The sequence below is a fragment of the Bradyrhizobium sp. SZCCT0153 genome, from assembly GCF_018129995.1.
Classification (GTDB): domain Bacteria; phylum Pseudomonadota; class Alphaproteobacteria; order Rhizobiales; family Xanthobacteraceae; genus Bradyrhizobium; species Bradyrhizobium japonicum_G.
Genome location: NZ_JAFCKS010000001.1, coordinates 1,533,093 through 1,550,968, shown reverse-complemented (window position 1 = coordinate 1,550,968; position 17,876 = coordinate 1,533,093). Strand labels below are relative to the sequence as shown.

At 65.2% G+C, this 17,876-nt stretch carries 13 protein-coding genes; 10 read left to right on the top strand and 3 right to left on the bottom strand.

Going from position 1 to position 17,876, the window contains the following annotated elements:
* The first annotated feature begins 23 nt into the window (after positions 1 to 23).
* From mgtA to JQ572_RS07450, 4 genes are all read left to right on the top strand, one after another.
* Positions 24 to 2,540: a magnesium-translocating P-type ATPase gene (gene mgtA, locus JQ572_RS07465; protein WP_211382291.1), complete on the top strand. Its 2,517-nt coding sequence runs from the start codon at positions 24 to 26 to the stop codon at positions 2,538 to 2,540.
* 163 nt (positions 2,541 to 2,703) lie between these two features.
* Complete coding sequence (locus JQ572_RS07460; RefSeq protein WP_211382290.1) at positions 2,704 to 3,636, top strand: DMT family transporter; 933 nt, start codon at positions 2,704 to 2,706, stop codon at positions 3,634 to 3,636.
* Between the two features lie 265 nt (positions 3,637 to 3,901).
* Positions 3,902 to 4,429, top strand: coding sequence for a hypothetical protein (locus JQ572_RS07455; protein ID WP_211382289.1), 528 nt, complete (start codon positions 3,902 to 3,904; stop codon positions 4,427 to 4,429).
* 8 nt (positions 4,430 to 4,437) lie between these two features.
* The gene (locus JQ572_RS07450; RefSeq protein ID WP_211382288.1) at positions 4,438 to 5,112 is read left to right on the top strand and encodes a class I SAM-dependent methyltransferase; all 675 of its coding nucleotides are present in this window, start codon (positions 4,438 to 4,440) and stop codon (positions 5,110 to 5,112) included.
* Positions 5,113 to 5,115: 3 nt separating this feature from the next.
* Here the strand turns inward: JQ572_RS07450 and JQ572_RS07445 are convergent, their stop codons facing one another.
* Together JQ572_RS07445 and JQ572_RS07440 are read right to left on the bottom strand one after the other, a co-directional pair.
* Complete coding sequence (locus JQ572_RS07445; RefSeq protein ID WP_211382287.1) at positions 5,116 to 8,307, bottom strand: adenylate/guanylate cyclase domain-containing protein; 3,192 nt, start codon at positions 8,305 to 8,307, stop codon at positions 5,116 to 5,118.
* Between the two features lie 224 nt (positions 8,308 to 8,531).
* Entirely contained in the window at positions 8,532 to 8,921 is a 390-nt protein-coding gene (locus tag JQ572_RS07440; protein ID WP_211382286.1) for a DUF1330 domain-containing protein, read from the bottom strand.
* 105 nt (positions 8,922 to 9,026) lie between these two features.
* Between JQ572_RS07440 and JQ572_RS07435 the strand changes: the two genes are divergently transcribed.
* Both JQ572_RS07435 and JQ572_RS07430 read left to right on the top strand, forming a co-directional pair.
* Positions 9,027 to 9,962 carry a DMT family transporter gene (locus JQ572_RS07435; RefSeq protein ID WP_211382285.1) on the top strand — a complete coding sequence of 312 codons (936 nt, stop codon included), beginning with the start codon at positions 9,027 to 9,029 and terminating at the stop codon, positions 9,960 to 9,962.
* A gap of 163 nt (positions 9,963 to 10,125) precedes the next feature.
* Positions 10,126 to 11,103 carry a Bug family tripartite tricarboxylate transporter substrate binding protein gene (locus JQ572_RS07430; RefSeq protein WP_211382284.1) on the top strand — a complete coding sequence of 326 codons (978 nt, stop codon included), beginning with the start codon at positions 10,126 to 10,128 and terminating at the stop codon, positions 11,101 to 11,103.
* Positions 11,104 to 11,236: 133 nt separating this feature from the next.
* On the opposite strand, the gene JQ572_RS07425 is transcribed toward JQ572_RS07430, so the two are convergent.
* Positions 11,237 to 12,922, bottom strand: coding sequence for a methyl-accepting chemotaxis protein (locus tag JQ572_RS07425; protein ID WP_211382283.1), 1,686 nt, complete (start codon positions 12,920 to 12,922; stop codon positions 11,237 to 11,239).
* A 251-nt stretch (positions 12,923 to 13,173) separates the two neighbouring features.
* Between JQ572_RS07425 and JQ572_RS07420 the strand changes: the two genes are divergently transcribed.
* The 4 genes from JQ572_RS07420 (at position 13,174) to JQ572_RS07405 (ending at position 17,632) form a co-directional block, all read left to right on the top strand.
* Positions 13,174 to 14,217, top strand: a complete 1,044-nt coding sequence (locus JQ572_RS07420; protein WP_211382282.1) for a C-terminal binding protein — start codon at positions 13,174 to 13,176, stop codon at positions 14,215 to 14,217.
* Positions 14,218 to 14,304: 87 nt separating this feature from the next.
* Entirely contained in the window at positions 14,305 to 15,648 is a 1,344-nt protein-coding gene (locus JQ572_RS07415; RefSeq protein ID WP_211382281.1) for an ABC transporter substrate-binding protein, read from the top strand.
* Between the two features lie 135 nt (positions 15,649 to 15,783).
* Positions 15,784 to 16,740, top strand: coding sequence for a carbohydrate ABC transporter permease (locus tag JQ572_RS07410; protein ID WP_211382280.1), 957 nt, complete (start codon positions 15,784 to 15,786; stop codon positions 16,738 to 16,740).
* Positions 16,741 to 16,789: 49 nt separating this feature from the next.
* The gene (locus JQ572_RS07405) at positions 16,790 to 17,632 is read left to right on the top strand and encodes a carbohydrate ABC transporter permease (RefSeq protein ID WP_306235220.1); all 843 of its coding nucleotides are present in this window, start codon (positions 16,790 to 16,792) and stop codon (positions 17,630 to 17,632) included.
* The last annotated feature ends 244 nt before the right edge of the window (positions 17,633 to 17,876 follow it).

The following is a 17,876-nucleotide window of genomic DNA, read 5'->3' as shown; positions in this document are numbered from 1 at the left end:
CGCCATGAAGCGGGAGCCTCGCCTTGCCGGACAGTCCAGCGCACGCCGACAACCATTTCTGGCGCCTTTCACCTGACCAGCTTTGCAAGCGACTGGGCTGCGGACTCACAGGCTTGGCTGCGGCGGACGCCTCCGAGCGCGCCAGGCGCTTCGGGCCGAACAGCGACGCGCCGCCCCGCACCGAAGGTGCGATGCACGCGATCCTGCGCCGGCTGCTGGAGCCCTTGTCTCTGATCCTGCTGCTTGCCGGCATCGTCTCGATGCTCACCGGCGACGAGATCGGCGGTCTCATCATCGTCCTGATCCTGACGCTCTCGATCGGGCTCGACACCATCCAGGAAGGCCACGCGGTCCGGGCTGCGGATATCCTCCGACGATCGGTGGCGCTGAAGGCCGAGGTCAAGCGCGGCGGCGCGTTCGGCCAGATCGACGTCGAGCAGGTCGTCCCCGGCGATATCCTGCGCGTTCGTGCCGGCGACATCATCCCGGCGGATGCGCTGATCCTTCAGAGCACCGCCTTCACCGCCGGCGAGGCGGCGCTCACCGGCGAGCCTTACCCGGTACAGAAACGCGCCGGACCATGCGCCGATCCCGACGATACGTCGAATGCGCTGTTTCGCGGCGCGGTGGCCCAGACCGGCGAGGCGATTGCGCTCGTCGTGTACACCGGGCGCGACACCGTGTTCGGGGCGGCGGCGTCTGCATTGGCAGAGGCCCAGACGCCCTCGCCGTTCGAACGCGACTTGCGCGAATTCGGACTTGTGATCGCGCGCGCCACGCTCGCGCTGGTGCTGATCGTGCTCACCGTCCGCGTGGTGTTCGGCCGCCCGGTGATGGACTCGCTGTTGTTCGCCGTCGCGCTCGCGGTCGGGCTGACGCCGGAACTGCTGCCGATGATCACCACGGTGACGCTGTCGCGCGGCGCATTGCGCATGGCCGGCCGCAAGGTGATCGTCAAGCGCCTCGCCGCGATCCACGACCTCGGCGCCATGACCGTTTTGTGCACTGACAAGACAGGCACGTTGACCTCGGCCGAGATCACGCTGGCCAAGAGCCTCGATGCCGACGGCAAGGACGATCCCCGTGCCGCGCGGCTCGGCGCCATCGCCGCGGCACTCGGCGGCGATCGCGGCTCGCTCGATGCGGCGCTGGTTGCCGGCAAGCCGGATGCCGCGCAAGGCTGGACGCTTGCCGGCAGGCAGGCGTTCGACTTTTCGCGGCGGCTGGGATCGGTGCTCGCGACCGGTCCTGAAGGCGCACTGCTCATCGTCAAGGGCGCGCCCGAGGCGGTGCTCGAATTGTGCACGACGCAGCGCAGCGGCGTGATGGATGGCAACGCGCGAGCCGCTGCACTGGCGCGCGTGCATCAGCTCGCGAGCGAAGGCCTGCGCTGCGTCGCCATCGCCTCGCGTCCCTGGACCGGCGCAACCCGCGAGGTCGAGACCGAGGACGAGACCGGACTCGTCTTCGATGGCCTTTGCGCCTTCGCCGACCCGCCGAAGCCGACGGCTGCAGCAGCCATTGCCCGGCTCGCGGCGGGCGGCGTCCGCCTGAAGGTCCTGTCGGGTGACGATCCCGTGGTGGTGAAACGGCTCGCCGGCCTGGTCGGGCTGAATGCCGAGCGCGTGCTGTCGGGCGCCGACATCGCCGAGCTCAGCGACGATGCGCTGGCCGTGCAGGTGCAATCGGCCGACGCTTTCGGCCGGCTCGCGCCCGACCAGAAGTCGCGCATCGTGAAGGCGCTGCAGGCAAGCGGCGCGGTGGTCGGCTTCCTCGGCGACGGCATCAACGACGCACCGGCGCTGAAAGTCGCCGATATCGGCCTGTCGGTCGAGGGTGCGACCGGCGTGGCCCAGGCTGCCGCCGACATCATCCTGCTCGCCTCCGACCTCGAAGTGGTGGCCGACGGCGTCGAGGAAGGAAGGCGCACCTTCGCCAACATCCTGAAATATGTCCGCATGGGCGCGAGCTCGAATTTCGGCAACATGCTGTCGATGGCGATCGCCTCGATGGCGCTGCCGTTCCTGCCGATGCTGCCGACGCAGATCCTGCTCAACAATCTGCTTTACGATCTCTCCGAGCTCGGCATTCCCTTCGACCAGGTCTCGCGCCAGGCGACCGCGCAGCCGCAGGTGTGGAGCATGAGGCGGCTGGCGCGCTTCGCCGCGATCATGGGGCCGCTGTCGTCGGTGTTCGACTTCCTGACTTTTGGCGCCCTGCTCTATCTGTTCAAGGCTTCACCGGACGAATTCCGCACCGCCTGGTTCATCGAATCCATGGCGACCCAGATCCTGGTCATCTTCATCATCCGCACCAACGGCCGCCCCTGGCGCAACTGGCCCGATCCCGTGCTGTCGGCCTCCTCGCTGATCGCCTTGCTGGTCGCGATGATCGTACCGTTTACGCCGGTCGGCGCCTGGTTCGGCTTTGTTGCACCGCCACCGATGATGATGGCCGGCGTCGCGCTGCTGGTCGTGGTCTATCTCGCCTGTGCCGAGCTGTTGAAGCCGCTTGCGATCCGCGCGTTGCGGAAGCGATGAACGGTCGCCGGTTCCCGCCGCCGCTCGTGCGCATGGACGCGATGCGTCGTGCCCCATTGATATCAGGCAGATTTCCGTGTCTTTGAGCTGGCCGGGCTATGAGCCGGCCCGGACATCGCCGGGCCGGGGCCTCGGCGCATGACGCGGGGCCATAACGATCACAATGTCCGCCACCGGCCAGACCACGCGCGCGGAGACATCCGGCCACAACTGGATCGCCAACCAGCCCTACCTCCTGCTCAGCATCACCGCGCTGTGCTGGGCCGGCAACGCCATCGTCGGGCGGCTCGCCGCCGGCCATATCCCGCCGGTGACGCTCTCCTTCCTGCGCTGGTTATTCGCTTTCCTGCTGGTGCTGCCGTTCGCCTGGAAACATCTTGCGCAGGACTGGCCCGCCATCCGCAGCAGGCTCGGCCTGATGGTGACGCTCTCGATCACCGGCATCGGCGCCTTCAACACGCTGCAATATTGGGCGCTGGAGCATACCCAGGCGCTCAATACATTGCTGCTGCAGTCGGCCGCGCCGCTGCTCGTGGCGCTGTGGTCGCTGGTCATCCTCGGCATCAGGCTCACGGGCGCGCAGAGTTTTGGTGTGCTGCTGTCGATGTGCGGCGTGCTGACGATTCTCCTGCACGGCGATTTCACCACCCTGTCGAAGATCGACTTCAACAAGGGCGACCTCATCTTCATCGTCGCGCTGCTGATCTTCGCACTCTATTCGGTGCTGAGCCTGAAGCGCCCGCCGATGCACGGCCTGTCGTTCCTTGCCTTCACCTTCGGCGCCGGCGCCGCCTGTCTCATCCCGCTGGAGATCTGGGAACTCTACGCGCGTCCCGTGATGAAGCTCGACGGGCCCAACCTGCTCACCCTGTTCTATGTCGCCGTGTTCCCCTCGACGCTCGCCTATCTCTGCTTCAATCGCGGCGTCCGGCTGATCGGCGCCAACCGCGCCGCGCCGTTCTTCCATGTGGTGCCGGTGTTCGGCTCGATCATGGCAATGGTCTTCCTCGGCGAGCACCCGCAGGCGTTCCACTTCATCGGCTTCGCGCTGGTGCTCTCGGGCGTGTTCGCGGCGTCGAGGAAGCAGGCGAGCTAGTCTAGCTCGTCTTCAAAGGTAGCGCGCCGCACCCATGCAGAGCGCCGTGATGCCGAGCAGCCCCGCCGCCACCCGCTGTGCGGTCGCAATGCGTGCCGCGCCGCTGTGGATGGGTTGACACTGGAGGGGCAGAAAGCGCGTTGAGCGGAAGAAGTAGGCCGACACCCCTCCCGCTTCCTTGCAATTTGTCCGGGACCAAGGTTCAATATCCCCATTGCTGGCTTCCCGATCCAATAACCCAACTGCAATTGTCAGGGAGAGTGGTATGGGCGCGTTGATGGCCGAGGACGATATCTATATCGGTCCGCTTTTCGATCTCTTCAATTTGAGGTTTGGTCCCGAGCAGACAGATCTCGAACTGACCGCCGGGGGCGTGTCCGAAATCAAGGCCCTGCAGGACGAATTCGAAATCTTCCAGCAAGGACGGCCGTTCGTCGAGAGCGCAAAGCTGCTCGGATTGGGCGGCCTGAACAACAACCGTGCAAAGAACCGGTGGTACAGCGTGCTGGCCTGGCTGGCCAAGGTTCCATCGGACCAGGACGGCGAAACAGGCGACCAGCGCATCGTGAACGCATTGATCAAGAACTTTGCGCGCAAGTCGCCGCTGCCTTGCTTCATGAAGGCCCATGATTCCCGCGATACCGGCGGCTACGGACTGCGGGTCGTGGTTCGCGAGGACAACCCGATCTTCTACATCGAGCGAACCTATCTCACGATCTCGGTGCCGATGGCGCCCAAGGTCCCGCCTGGAAGCAAGGACAAGGGCAAGGGCAAGAAGAAGCCGAAGAAATAGGCGGGCCGATGCGCGCCGCCGTTGTCGCAAGGGAGCCAGCCTCTCCGGGCGCCGGAGACCTGACCCGGATCTACAGCGGCATCGCCGCCTATTATTCGGCGAAGGTCGCACGCTTCGGCGCGACACCGAACGGTGTCGACTGGACCTGCCAGGCCACGCAGGAGATGCGCTTCGTCCAGCTCCTGAAATTGTGCGACTTCGCATCGCCCTTCTCGCTGAACGATCTCGGTTGCGGCTATGGCGCGCTGATCGCCTATCTCGGCCGCCGGCATGGCGGGTGCGCGGTGGACTATCTCGGCATCGACGTGTCGGATGCGATGGTTCGGCGGGCGCGGCGGCTGTGGCGGGACCGCGGCAACACCGCCTTCGCTCTTGGCCATAACAGCCCCCGGATAGCCGACTACGCGGTCGCCAGCGGTATTTTCAACGTCGCGCAGGATCAGCCGCAGCACGACTGGGAGCAGTTCATCGCGGCGAGCTTCGATGACCTCCATCGCACCACCAGGCGCGGCTTCGGCGTCAATTTCATGAAGCGGCCGCCAGGTGCGCCCGCCCGCCGCGGCCTCTACACCACCGACACCGCATCCTGGGCGCGCTACTGCGCCAGCCGGTTCAATGCCACTGCCGAGGTGCACGACGGCTATGGATTGATGGAGTTCACGCTCATCGTGCGGAAAGTCTAGCCTTCACGCACCGACCGACAGCCGTCGTCGCGTCTCCTCCAGCAGCCGCCGGTAGATGCCCGCCCCCGTCAGCTCGATCAAGGCCTCGGCCCGATCGACGAGGACGGCCACCTCGCCGAGGTGATCCAGGTTGTTGCTCGCCGCCAGCGCGGCGGCGAGCGCGATGGTGGCGCGGCATTCCGGCAGCCGGGCGTGCCGTTCCTGCGCCACCGCGATCGCTTCCCGCGCCTTGTCGATGGCCGCGGCGTGGGCGCCCGAACGAAGCTGATAGTCGGCGATGCTTGCAAGCATTTCCGGTTCGATTTCCATGGCGACGCGCGCCGCGCGCACGAACTCGACGCCCTCCGTCAACGACAGGATCGCGGCCTGATAGTTCTGCGCGATGCCCTGCGCCGTGCCGATGCAGGCCAGCGAATAGGCGCGCAAATACGGACTGGCTTGGCGCGTCGCCAGTTCGATCACGCGCCATGCATGGGTGGAGGCCATCGCGGAATCGCCAAGGCACCAGGCGAGATCGACATGCCCAAGATGCGCGATGAACTGCACCGTCGGATCGATCAGCGTCGGATCGATGGCGAGAATGCGATCGAAGCACCGCCGCGCCTCGTCGAAACGGGCGAGACGAACGAGAATTCGGCCGCGCAAGCCGAGGATCCAGTGCTCGACATTGTAGCCAAGGAACTGGTGCTCGAACTCGGTGATGCCGGGGACACCGGCGAGCGCCGCATCACTCGCCGTCAGGGCTTCGCGCAAAAGGCCGGCCCAGCCATAGGCCTGGCTGAGCGAGGCATTGAGCGTCGCAGCGCGGCTGGTGAGCTGTCGCGATTCCGTCAGCGCCAGGGCTTCCCTGACGGTGTTGACATAGGCATCGGCTTGCCCGCCGCTCGCGCCCGCGATCCGTCCTTCGACGAACAGCAGGAGCGGGATCATGGAATCGTCGATCTCCTGCGCCCATTCCAACGCTTCCTGAATGAAGGGCCTTGCGTCCTCCGACGTCATGCCCTCGCGCCAGCCTAGCCAGGCGATCTGGCTGCTGGCCGCGATCCTGAGCACATCGCCCGCGGAACTGCGCTTCTGTCCCCCCTTCAGCGCGCGCACCTTGTGCCAATGCCGGATCGCTTCTGCCGGACTGGTCGAGCCGATCCAGCGCGCGGCGCGCGCGGCGTATTCGGCGGCGGCGTCGACCTCGCCGGCCTGCTCGAAATGGTGCGACAGGAGCGCTGCGAACTCCTCGAGCCGCTCCGGATAGAATTGCTCGATCGCGCGCGCCACCCGCGCGTGCAGAAGGCTGCGCCGCGCGCGGAGCTGGGTCGAATAGGCGATCTCCTGGATCAGGGGATGACGGAAGCTATAGCCCTGGCCGTCCTCGCCGCTGCGCGCCTGGAGCATCTCGGCGGAACAGAGCCGGGCCAGCGTCGCCTCGAGTTCAGCGGCGGGCAGGTTGGCGACGCTCTGCAGGACCGCGAGCTGAAACTCCTTGCCGATGATCGCCGCCGTGTGCAGGAGGTCGCGATCGCCGGGCGCCAGCCGATCAATCCGCGCGCCGATCACGGCCTGCACGGTCGGCGGCAGCACGTCGGAGACACCGGAGATGCCGCGCCGGTAGCCGCCCTGCTCGCCGACGATGGCCAGATGCTCGACCAGGGAACGAATCAGTTCCTCGGCGAAGAACGGATTGCCGCCGCTGCGCTCGGCGACGCGCCGCCGTACGTCGAGAAGCTCGTCCCCCGGCCCGAGCAGCTCGTTGACGAGATCGTCCGTATCCGTCGGCGAGAGCTCGGCGAGCTCGATCTGCTGGTACAGCGGACCGCTCATCCAGGGCGCGAAATAGGCCGGCCGGAAATTCACGATCAGGACCGTCTTGGTCGAGATCACCGCGTCGACGAGCGTTGCGACGAATTCCTCGCTCGCCTGATCAAGCCAATGCAGGTCCTCGATGATGATCACCGACGCCGACGCGCCGCGCTGGCGAATCATGTGCCGGACGATATCCAGCAGACGAACGTTGCGGGCGCGCGGACCGAGCCAGGAGGGTGGGCCCTGGCCGTGCCTGATGCCGAGGAAATCGCAGACCAGCCAGAGGTCCGCCTCGAAGGTCGAGCCGAGCTCGGCGAGGCGCGTGGCGATCTGCTTCACCGCCAGATCGGGCTCGTCGTCCGGCGAGACGTTGAAATAGGTCGAACGCAAGAACTCCAGCACCGGCTGCAGCGGCGTTGCCGTGCCATAGGGCTGCGCCCGGGCCTCGAACACCGGAATGTGACGCGCGCGGCACCATTCAGCGAACTCGTAGCACAGCCGGCTCTTGCCGGTCCCGGGCGGGCCGACGATGCCGGTGACGCGCGAGCTGCCGGTCTCCACCGCCGCCAGGGTCCGCTGCAGCAGAGCCATCTCACGCTCGCGCCCGCGGAACGTCGCCAGGGCGACGCCGCGGAATTGCTGGCTGGCGACCGCCGGCTTGAGGTTCTTGAGAAGATACAGTTCGATCGGCTCTGGCACACCGCGCAGGCGATGACGGCCGAGCGGCCCGACATCGCAGAACGAGCGCACCAGGCGGTAAGTCTCGTCGGTCAGGCAAATCTCACCCGGTTCCGCCTTGGCCGGCAGGCGGCTTGCGAGATGAATGGTGAGCCCGTAAGCGCCGTGCTCGGTGACCGTGTCGACGATCGGAGCATCCGCGACGATCTCGCCGGAATGCAGCCCGATGCGTACCGACATGGCATCATCGCGCGCACGAAACGCGTCGCGGATCGCCAGCGCCGCCTCGCACGCCAGCAGGGCGTGGCCCTCCTGCGCGCGCGGTGCGCCGAAGAAGGCGAGGATGCCATCGCCGAGAGTTCGCACCACTGTGCCTTCGAACCGCTCCACGCCATCGCACATGGAATCGAGCGCGGGCTTGAGACGCTGCATGGCATCTTCGGCGGTTAGGCCGGCAACGATCTCGGTCGAGCTGACGAGATCGGCGAACAGCACCGTCACCTGCTTCAGCTCGCCCCGAATCGGCCTGGTGGAATGCCCCGCCACTGCCGGAATTGGCCTGCTCGCGGCATTCAGGGCCGCGCCGCAGGCCCCGCAAAAACCCGAGCCGGGCGGGCTGAGATGATTGCAGGCGGAGCAGGCCATCGGCAGAGCCGAACCGCAGCCGTGACAGAAGCGATTGGTCGCCGGATTGTCACCGCCACAACGCTCACAGAGCATCTGATCCCCAACGAAGCAATAATCGACCAGGAGGAAGCAGCACCGCAACGCGTCACGCTGGGCCTGCAATGCCCGTCATGCGCGCTCACCGGCTAAAGGCACCATCTTTGGCACCCCCAGGCAACCGAATAGTTCACATTTGGCGCGCAACTGCGCCGAAGTCGCGTCCAAGGGTTGCATACTATAGATAAAACACGCACGCATGGTCCGCGAGCCCGGCAGGATCAGCCGGCGCTGAATTTACTATAGGCTTGCTCCGTCGCAACGATCACATGCTCGGCGCAGCCGTTGACGCGGTGCGGATCGGCGTCACGCTCGTAGGCCTCCGACGTCATCATGTCGAGGAAGGCCGCGACCGACGGGTAGGAGACCAGCGCGACGAAATCCCAATCGTTGCCATCCTGCGGACCGAGTGCCACCGTCTTGGCGTCTCCGGTCCAGAGCAGCGTGCCGCCACGTGCCTTGATCATGGGCACGGTGATCGCGCTGTAGCGAAGATAAGCCTCCCAGCCCGAACCGTCGCCGTCGCGCGAGCGTTCGTGGAAGCGCATCAGGTTCAGCATCACCACCGGCGCACGCTGGTCGAGCCCTTGCAGGCCCGCGATGTTCAACATATTGACCGCCAAAGACGCCTCCTCAGATCATGCACGCATTGTAGCATTGCGGCGCCGTGACTTGTGTCACGACGGGAATCCGGCGCAAGGTTGCATCCGACGCCAATGACGATTGCCTCGCCCGCGCCACCGCCCTCGAATCCGGCCAGTTGGCTCAACAACCAGCCTTACCTGCTGCTCAGCCTGAGCTCGCTGTTCTGGGCCGGCAACATCGTGCTCGCGCGCCATGTCGGCGCGCATGTCCCGCCGCTGACGGTGACCACGATCCGCTGGTTCGGCGTGTTCCTGATCCTGCTGCCGTTCTCCTGGCCGCATCTGAAGCGCGACTGGCCTCACCTGCGCAAGAGCCTGCCGCTGATGCTGTTCCTGTCGCTGGTCGGCTTCGCGTTCAACAACGCGATCTCGTACTGGGCGCTGCAATACACGGAGGCGTTGAACGCGCTGCTGATCCAGTCGGCCGGACCGCTGTTCGTGGCGCTGTGGTCGCTGGTGCTGTTCGGCGTCCGGTTGACGGGCGCGCAGCTTGCCGGCATCGCGATCTCGCTTCTCGGCGTGCTCGTCATCATCCTGCACGGCGATTTCGCGGCGCTCGCGAGCATCAGCTTCAACCGGGGCGACCTCATGTTCGCGTCCTCGCTGGTGGCGTTCGGGCTCTACTCCGCCTTCATCCCGCGCCGGCCGAAGGTCCATCAGCTTTCCTTCCTCTCCTTCACCACCTGCTGTGGCGCGTTCATGCTGCTGCCCACGGCGATCTGGGAGACCTGGAGCGGCCGCGTCATGCAATTCGACGCGGTGACGCTGGCGACGCTCGGCTACATCCTGATCTTCCCTTCGACGCTCGCCTACCTCTTCTTCAATCGCGGCGTGGCGCTGATCGGGCCTAACCGCGCCGCGCCGTTCTTCCATCTGGTGCCGGTGTTCGGCTCGGCGATGGCGATCCTGCTGCTCGGCGAAAAGCTCCAGCCGTTCCACCTGATCGGCTACGCGCTGGTCCTCGCCGGCGTCGTGATCGCCTCGCGCCAGGGCTCCGCGGTGAAGTAATTCCACGCCGCGGACGCACAACAAGTCTCGTGTCCCGGGCGCAGCGCACCGCTGAAGAAGCGCTGCGCCGCGTCCAAGGCACGAGAGCAGGTCAATCGCGTCTTCCGGTTTTGATGTGGATTGGCTAGGTTCCCCGCCAACCAAAAAGAGGGAACGTCCAGACATGCTGTCATCACTGATCCGAGCCCTGCGCAACGCCGGCGCGGCCGCGCTGTGTCTCGCCGCCGCAACCGGCGCGCAAGCCGACAACTGGCCGAGCCGCAACATCACGCTGGTGCTGCCGTTCGCGGCCGGCAGCGGCACCGACACCACGACGCGGCTGATCTCGCAGCATCTGTCGCAGGCGCTCGGGGTCGGCATCGTGATCGAGAACAAGGCGGGCGCCAACGGCATGATCGCCGCGACCTATGTCGCGCGCGCCGCGCCCGACGGCTACACGCTGCTGGTGACCACCAACACCACGCACTCGGCCAATCCCTATCTGCTCAAGAGCCTCACTTACGACCCCGTCAAGGATTTCACCCCGATCGCGCGCACCGGCGATTTGCCGTTCATGCTGGTGATTCACCCCGAGTTGCCGGCGAAGACCGTCGGCGAGCTCGTCGCCTATGGCAAGGCCAATCCGGGCAAGCTGAGCTACGCCTCGGGCTCCTCGTCGGCGATCGTGTCGGGCGCGACCTTTGCGCACAATGCCGGGCTCGACCTGTTGCACGTACCCTACAAGAGCTCGCCGCCGGCGCTCAACGACGTCATGGGCGGCCGCGTCTCGATGATGTTCGTGGACATCCTGACCGGCCTGCCGCATGTCAACGGCAACGCGCTGCGCGCGCTCGCCGTCACCACCAAGGACCGCTCGCCGCTTGTGCCGAACCTGCCCTCGATGCAGGAGGCCGGCGTGCCGAACTTCGACATCTCGTCGTGGCAGGGCTATTTCGGCCCGGCCGGCATGCCCAGGGAGATCGTGACGCGGCTCAACGCCGAGATCCGGAAGATCGTCGAGAAGCCGGAGATCAAGGCCCAGCTCGCCACACTCGGCATGGACGCGTTTTCGGGCACGCCGGAGCAGCTCGGCACCTTCGTGAACGAGCAGCTCGTGCTGTGGGAAAAGCTGATCCGGGATGCGGGGATCGAGAAGCAGTAATGGGCTGATGCGCGCCGCGGCGCCGCAGGATGGGCAAAGCGAAGCGTGCCCACCGACATTTCAACGAACCGAAAAGAAAAGGTGGGCACGGCGCTTGCGCGCCTTTGCCCACCCTGCGAATTCATCGCGAGATTTAAGCCGCGCGCACCTTGGCGAGGAAGCCGTCGACGGCGCTGCGCAGCGCGCCGGACTGGCTGTCCAGCTCGCGGGCGTTGGTGAGCACGTCGGTGGCCGCCGTGCCGGTCGCTTCCGCGGCCGAGGTGACGCTGCCGATATTGGCGTTGATCTCGTTCGATCCCGCCGCGACCGACTGGATGTTGCGGGCGATCTCGCGGGTTGCCTCGCCCTGCTGCTCGATGGACGAGGAAATGCCGGCGGTGATCTCGCTCATCTCGGCGATGGTCTGGGTGATGCCGGCAATGGCCGCGACGGCATCGCTGGTCGAAGTCTGCATTGCCGCAACCTGAGCGGAGATTTCCTCGGTCGCCTTCGCGGTCTGGTTGGCGAGCGCCTTGACCTCGGAGGCGACGACGGCGAAGCCGCGGCCGGATTCGCCGGCACGCGCCGCCTCGATGGTGGCGTTGAGCGCGAGCAGATTGGTCTGCGCCGCGATCGAATGGATCAGCTTGACCACCTCGCCGATCTTCTCGGCGCCGGTGGAGAGTTCCTGCACCGTGGCGTTGGTGCGCTCGGCATCGTTGACCGCGCGGCTCGCCACTTCGGTCGAGCGCGTGACCTGGCGGGAGATTTCCGCAACCGAGCTCGACAGCTCTTCGGCGGCGGCGGCAACCGTGCCGACATTGCCGGAGGCCTTCTGCGAGGCGGCACCGACGGTGGCGGCGCGCGACGAGGCGTCGCTCGCGGTCGCGGTCATCGACTGCGCCGTGCTCTGCATGCCAGCCGCGGCCGAGGAGACCGAGCGGACGATGCCGTTGACGCTGCGTTCGAAGTCGCTGGCGATACCTTCCATGGCACTGCGACGTTCCGCCGCGGCACGCTCCTTGGCATCGGCCTCGGTCTTCTCGATTTCGCGGATACGGACCGCGTTGTCCTTGAAGATCTGGACGGTCGAAGCCATCGCGCCGACCTCGTCGCCACGGCCGACACCGGGGATGTCGCCTTCGAGCTTGCCGTCGGCGAGATCCTTCATGCGGGCACCGAGCAGCACCAGCGGACGGCTGATGCTGCGGCCGATCAGCCAGGCAACACTTCCGGCGACGATGACGATACCGAGCAAGGCGAGGCCGAGCATCCAGAACACCGGGCCCATCTTGGCGTCGATGTCGTCGAGATAGGCGCCGGTGCCGAGATACATGTCGAAGCCGGGGACTGCGACCGCGTAGCCGAGCTTGCGAATCGGCTTCTCCTGACCGGGCTTCACATATTCATAATACAGCAGGATCGAACCATTGGCCTTGACGCCGTCCATCAGTTCGGTCGACAGCTTTCGACCATTGGTCACGACATCCATGCGGTTGGTGCCGATCTGCTTCGGATCGGGCGCGAGCTGGGTAATGCCGTCATAGGACGTGCCGAACAGATAGCCCGAGCCGTTGTCGTAGGTCATCGCGTTGCCGTAACGGCGAAGTTCGGCCAAGGCCGCATCCTTCGTCAGTTCGCCGGCGTCGACCCGCTTCCTGAGGGCGGCGGCGTAGTTCCGTCCCATCTCCACGATCGCCTTGGCTTGATCGATACGCGCGTTCACCATCTCCTGCTTCATCAGGTATCCGGCGAGGACCCCGGAAATGCAGAGACCGAACAAGGTGACGCCGACCAGAATGCCGAGCTTGGGGGCGATCTTCAGATTGCTCAATTTCACGGGATAGCTCCGGCAAATAATGGGATGGGGCACGCGACCAGATCGGTAGAAATCGAATCAACTTTTAGTGCGAGAGGCCTTAGCAAGTTACTTACGTACCTCCGTAGAAGCCCGGAAAACGCAAGGACAACGGGAAATTTATCCTCGTTCGGACAACCGGGAATTGTACGCAATGGCATCGATTTCGCGTAAAAGACGCAAAGGCCCGTGCGAACGCGGGTCACAACAAGAAACCGGATCGGGAGCAGGACATGCCGAAATACAGGGTGGTGACGCCGAAGGGCGCGAGTTTCACGGTCGCCGGCAGCGACTATTCCTACGAGCGCGAGGCGCTCGATCCGATCGATGCCGAGATCGTCGAGGCGCCCGCCAACGAGGCCGAATTCATCGCCGCCGCGAAGAATGCTGACGCGATCTACGCCAAGGGCATCCCGATCACCAAGACCATCATCGACGCGCTGGAGGGCTGCAAGGTGATCACGCTCGGCTCGGTCGGCGTCGACAGCGTCGACGTGAAGGCGGCCACCGCCCGCGGCATTCCCGTCACCAACATCCCCGACACCTTCATCGAGGAGGTCGCCGACCATGCCATGATGCTGCTGCTCGCTGGATTCCGCCGCCTGGTCGAGCAGGACAAGATGGTGCGCAGCGGCCGCTGGGCCGAGGGACGGCCGGCGCTCCTGAAGGTCCCGCGGCTGATGGGTCAGACGCTGGGCTTCATCTCGTTCGGACGCGTCGCGCGTGCAGTCGCGAAGCGCGCCGCTCCGTTCGGCCTGCGCATGATGGCCTACGATCCCTTCATCCAGGAAACGCTGATGTACGACCACGGCGTCATCCCGGCGACGCTGAACGAGGTGCTGTCGCAATCCGACTTCGTGTCGATGCACGCCCCAGCCCGGCCCGAGGTGCATCACATGCTGACCGAGAAGCATTTCCGGCAGATGAAGAAGGGCTCGGTCTTCGTCAACACCGGCCGCGGCGCCACGGTGGACGAGGAAAGCCTGATCAAAGCGCTGCAGGAGGGCTGGATCGCCCATGCCGCCCTCGATGTGCTGGAGAAGGAACCGCCCTCGCACAACAACCCCCTCCTCAGCATGGAGAACGTGACCCTGACCGCCCATGTCGCCTCAGCCTCGGCACGGTTTGACGAGGCGCGCAAGCGCCGGGTGGGCTACGAATTGTCACTGGTGCTTCAGGGCATGTGGCCGGTAAGCTGCGTCAATCCGTCGGTGCTGCAAGACACCGCGCTCCGCCGCTGGCAACCCGTCAGCATGGACCGCGGGCCGAACAGCTAAGGCGGCCGGCGCAAAGAGCGTCGAGGACCATCAAGGCCCTTCACCGGCGATCAACGCCGGGAAGGGAGACATAACAGGGAGGATCTGATGAGGAACGACATCACACGTCGTGATGCCTTGGCGCTGGGCCTGTCCGCTGCGGCCATCGCGGCAACCGGTGCTCCGGCGAACGCCCAATCCGCGATCAAGGCCGCGGACGTCCCCGCGCCGAAACTGCCGATCGAACAGGGCGCAACCTTGAGCATGCTGCGGCCGGTACGCTTCGTCCAGGCCGACGAGGACGTGTTCCGCGCCAATGCGGCCAAGTTCACCAAGGAAACCGGCGTCGAGGTCAAGGTCGACTTCGTCGGCTGGGAAGACATCAACCAGCAGACCGCGGTGACCGCCAATTCCGGCGCCGGCCCCGACATCATCATCGGCTTCTCCGATGCGCCGCACATCTATATCGACAAGCTGATCGAACTGACCGACGTGGCCGACTATGTCGGGAAGCGTTACGGCGGCTGGCTGCCCCTGGCGCAGCGCTACGGGAAGAAGAACAAGAGCGACGCCTGGATCGGACTGCCGTTCGGCGCCACCGCAGGCCCCCTGATCTACCGCAAGTCGATTTTGAAATCGGTCGGCTTCGACAAGGTGCCGGAAGACCATGCCGGCATCCTCGACCTGTGCCAGAAGCTCCAGAAGGCCGGCAAACCGGCGGGCTTCGCGCTCGGCAACGCCAAGGGCGACGGCAACGGCTTCGCGAGCTGGGCGCTGTGGTCGCACAACGGCGCCTTGCTCAACGAAGCGGGCGACGTCGTCATCAACAGCAAGGAGACGATTGCGGCGCTGAACTGGGTCAAGCAGCTCTACCCGACCTTCATCGCGGGTACGACGTCGTGGAACGACGTCAGCAACAACCGCGCCTATGCCGCGCAGGAGATCGCGCTGACCGCCAACGGCGTCTCGCTGTACTTCTCGCTGAAGAACGATCCGGCGACCAAGGCGATTGCCGAGGACAGCGAGCATCAACTGCTGCCGAAGGGCGTGGCCAAGGTCTCGCCGATGGCGGGCCTGACGCTGAACGCCATGGTGTTCAAGCACAGCAAGTACCCCAATGCCGCCAAGGCCTTCCTGCAATACATGCTGGAAAAGGACCAGTACGAGCCGTGGCTCAATGCCAATTCCGGCTACTGGTCGCAGCCGCTGGCCGCCTATGCCGAGGCCGCCGTGTGGTCGCAGGATCCCAAGGTGGCGCTGTTCAAGGACACAATGAAGAGCACATACTATGACGGTTACGCGGGACCGATATCGACGGCGACCGGCGCCGTCAGCGCCGACTACGTGCTGATTCAGATGTTCGCGTCCGTCGCGACCGGCGCTGCGACGCCGGAAGCCGCGGCAGCGGAAGCCGAGCAGCGCAGCAAACGGTACTTCCGGCGGCAGAAGTAACCGAAGCAACGGCCGTCATTGCGAGGAGCGAAGCGACGAAGCAATCCAGACTGCAACTGCGGAGACAGACTGGATTGCTTCGCTTCGCTCGTAATGACGGCGTGGTGACTTTCGCAGACAGGACAATAAAAACCGATGTCCGTGACCACACTTCCCCCTCTCGCCCTGGCACACCGGCAGCCGTCCTGGCTGGTCCGCCTGTTCGACTACAAGCCGTTCCTGGTCGTGATGTGTCTCGCGCCCGCGATCGGGCTGCTCGCGGTGTTCCTGACGTATCCGCTCGGCCTCGGCATCTGGCTTGCCTTCACCGACACCACGATCGGACGAAAGGGCGATTTCGTCGGCTTCGAGAACTTCCAGTACCTGCTCACCGATTCCCTGTGGTGGAACGCAGTGTTCTACAGCGTGGTCTACACGGGAATCGCGACCTTCGGGAAGTTCGCGCTCGGCTTCTGGCTGGCGCTGCTGCTCAACAACCATTTTCCGTTCAAGAGCCTGCTGCGCGCGATCATCCTGCTACCCTGGATCGTGCCGACGGTGCTGTCGGCGCTGGCGTTCTGGTGGATCTACGATCCCCAGTTCTCGATCATCTCCTACCTGCTGGTCGACGTGCTGCATGTGCGCAGCACCAATATCGACTTCCTCGGCTCGCCCTGGCCGGCGCGCTTCTCGCTGATCGCCGCCAATATCTGGCGCGGCATTCCCTTCGTCGCAATCTCGCTGCTGGCGGGCCTGCAGACCATCTCGCCCTCGCTCTACGAGGCGGCGATGCTCGACGGCGCCAGCGCCTGGCAGCGCTTCCGCTACATCACCTTCCCGATGATGATGCCGATCCTCGCGATCGTCATGACTTTCTCGATCATCTTCACGTTCACCGATTTCCAGCTGGTCTACGCCATCACCCGCGGCGGCCCCGGCAACTCGACCCATCTGCTCGCCACGCTGGCCTTCCAGCGCGGCATTGCCGGCGGCGAGCTCGGCGAAGGTGCCGCCATCGCCGTGTCGATGATCCCGTTCCTGGTGTTCGCGACGCTGTTCTCCTATTTCGGCCTGGCGCGCCGCAAATGGCAGCAGGGAGAGAGCAATGACTGATACCGTCGCCCAACCGTCCGTCGCCGACGCCAAGGCGGCGCCGGACACCATGGCCTGGGATTCCGGGCTGCGGCGGCTGATGATGATCTACCTGCCGCTCGGCTGCTTCGTGCTGATCCTCTTGTTTCCGTTCTACTGGATGGCGATCACGTCGTTCAAGCCGAACGCGGAGCTGATGAACTACAAGGAGCACAATCCGTTCTGGATCACCTCGCCGACGCTGGCGCACATCAAGCACCTTTTGTTCGACACCGCCTATCCGCGCTGGCTGTGGACGACGATGCTGGTCGCGGTCGGCTCGACCACGCTGTCGCTGATCGCGAGCACGCTGGCCGCCTATGCGATCGAGCGCCTGCGCTTCCGCGGCAGCCCCTATGTCGGCCTCGGCATTTACCTTGCCTATCTCGTGCCGCCGTCGATCCTGTTCATCCCGCTCGCGACCGTCGTGGTGCAGTTCGGCCTGTTCGACTCACCGATGGCGCTGATCCTGGTCTATCCGACCTTCCTGGTGCCGTTCTGCACCTGGCTGCTGATCGGCTATTTCAAGTCGATTCCCTACGAGCTCGAGGAATGCGCGCTGGTCGACGGCGCCACAAGGCTCCAGATCCTGCGCCGGATCACGCTGCCGCTCGCGGTGCCCGGGCTGATCTCGGCCGGCATCTTCTCCTTCACGCTGTCCTGGAACGAGTTCATCTACGCGCTCGCCTTCATCCAGAGCGGCGCCAACAAGACCGTGCCGGTCGCGATCCTGACCGAGCTCGTCACCGGCGACGTCTACCAATGGGGTGCGCTGATGGCGGGCTCGCTGCTCGGCTCGCTGCCCGTTGCGATCTTCTATTCGCTGTTCGTGGATTACTACGTGTCCTCGCTGACTGGCGCGGTGAAGGAGTAGCCAAGCTCCGGGAACGCGTTCAACGGCACCGCCCGAAACACGTCTGGCGCGATTCGCGCCGTCCTTACACGCGCCTGCCTCATGCATAAGCTCCAGGCCGTTGCATATTGTTTTCTGGAGCATTTGACATGAAGACATTGGCCTTGATTGTCGTTGCGACTTCTGTTCGTCATCCCTGCCACATCCAGCGTGCAGGCCCAGACTGGCAGCTCAAGCGCAACCAAACAGAATAGCAAGCAACCAC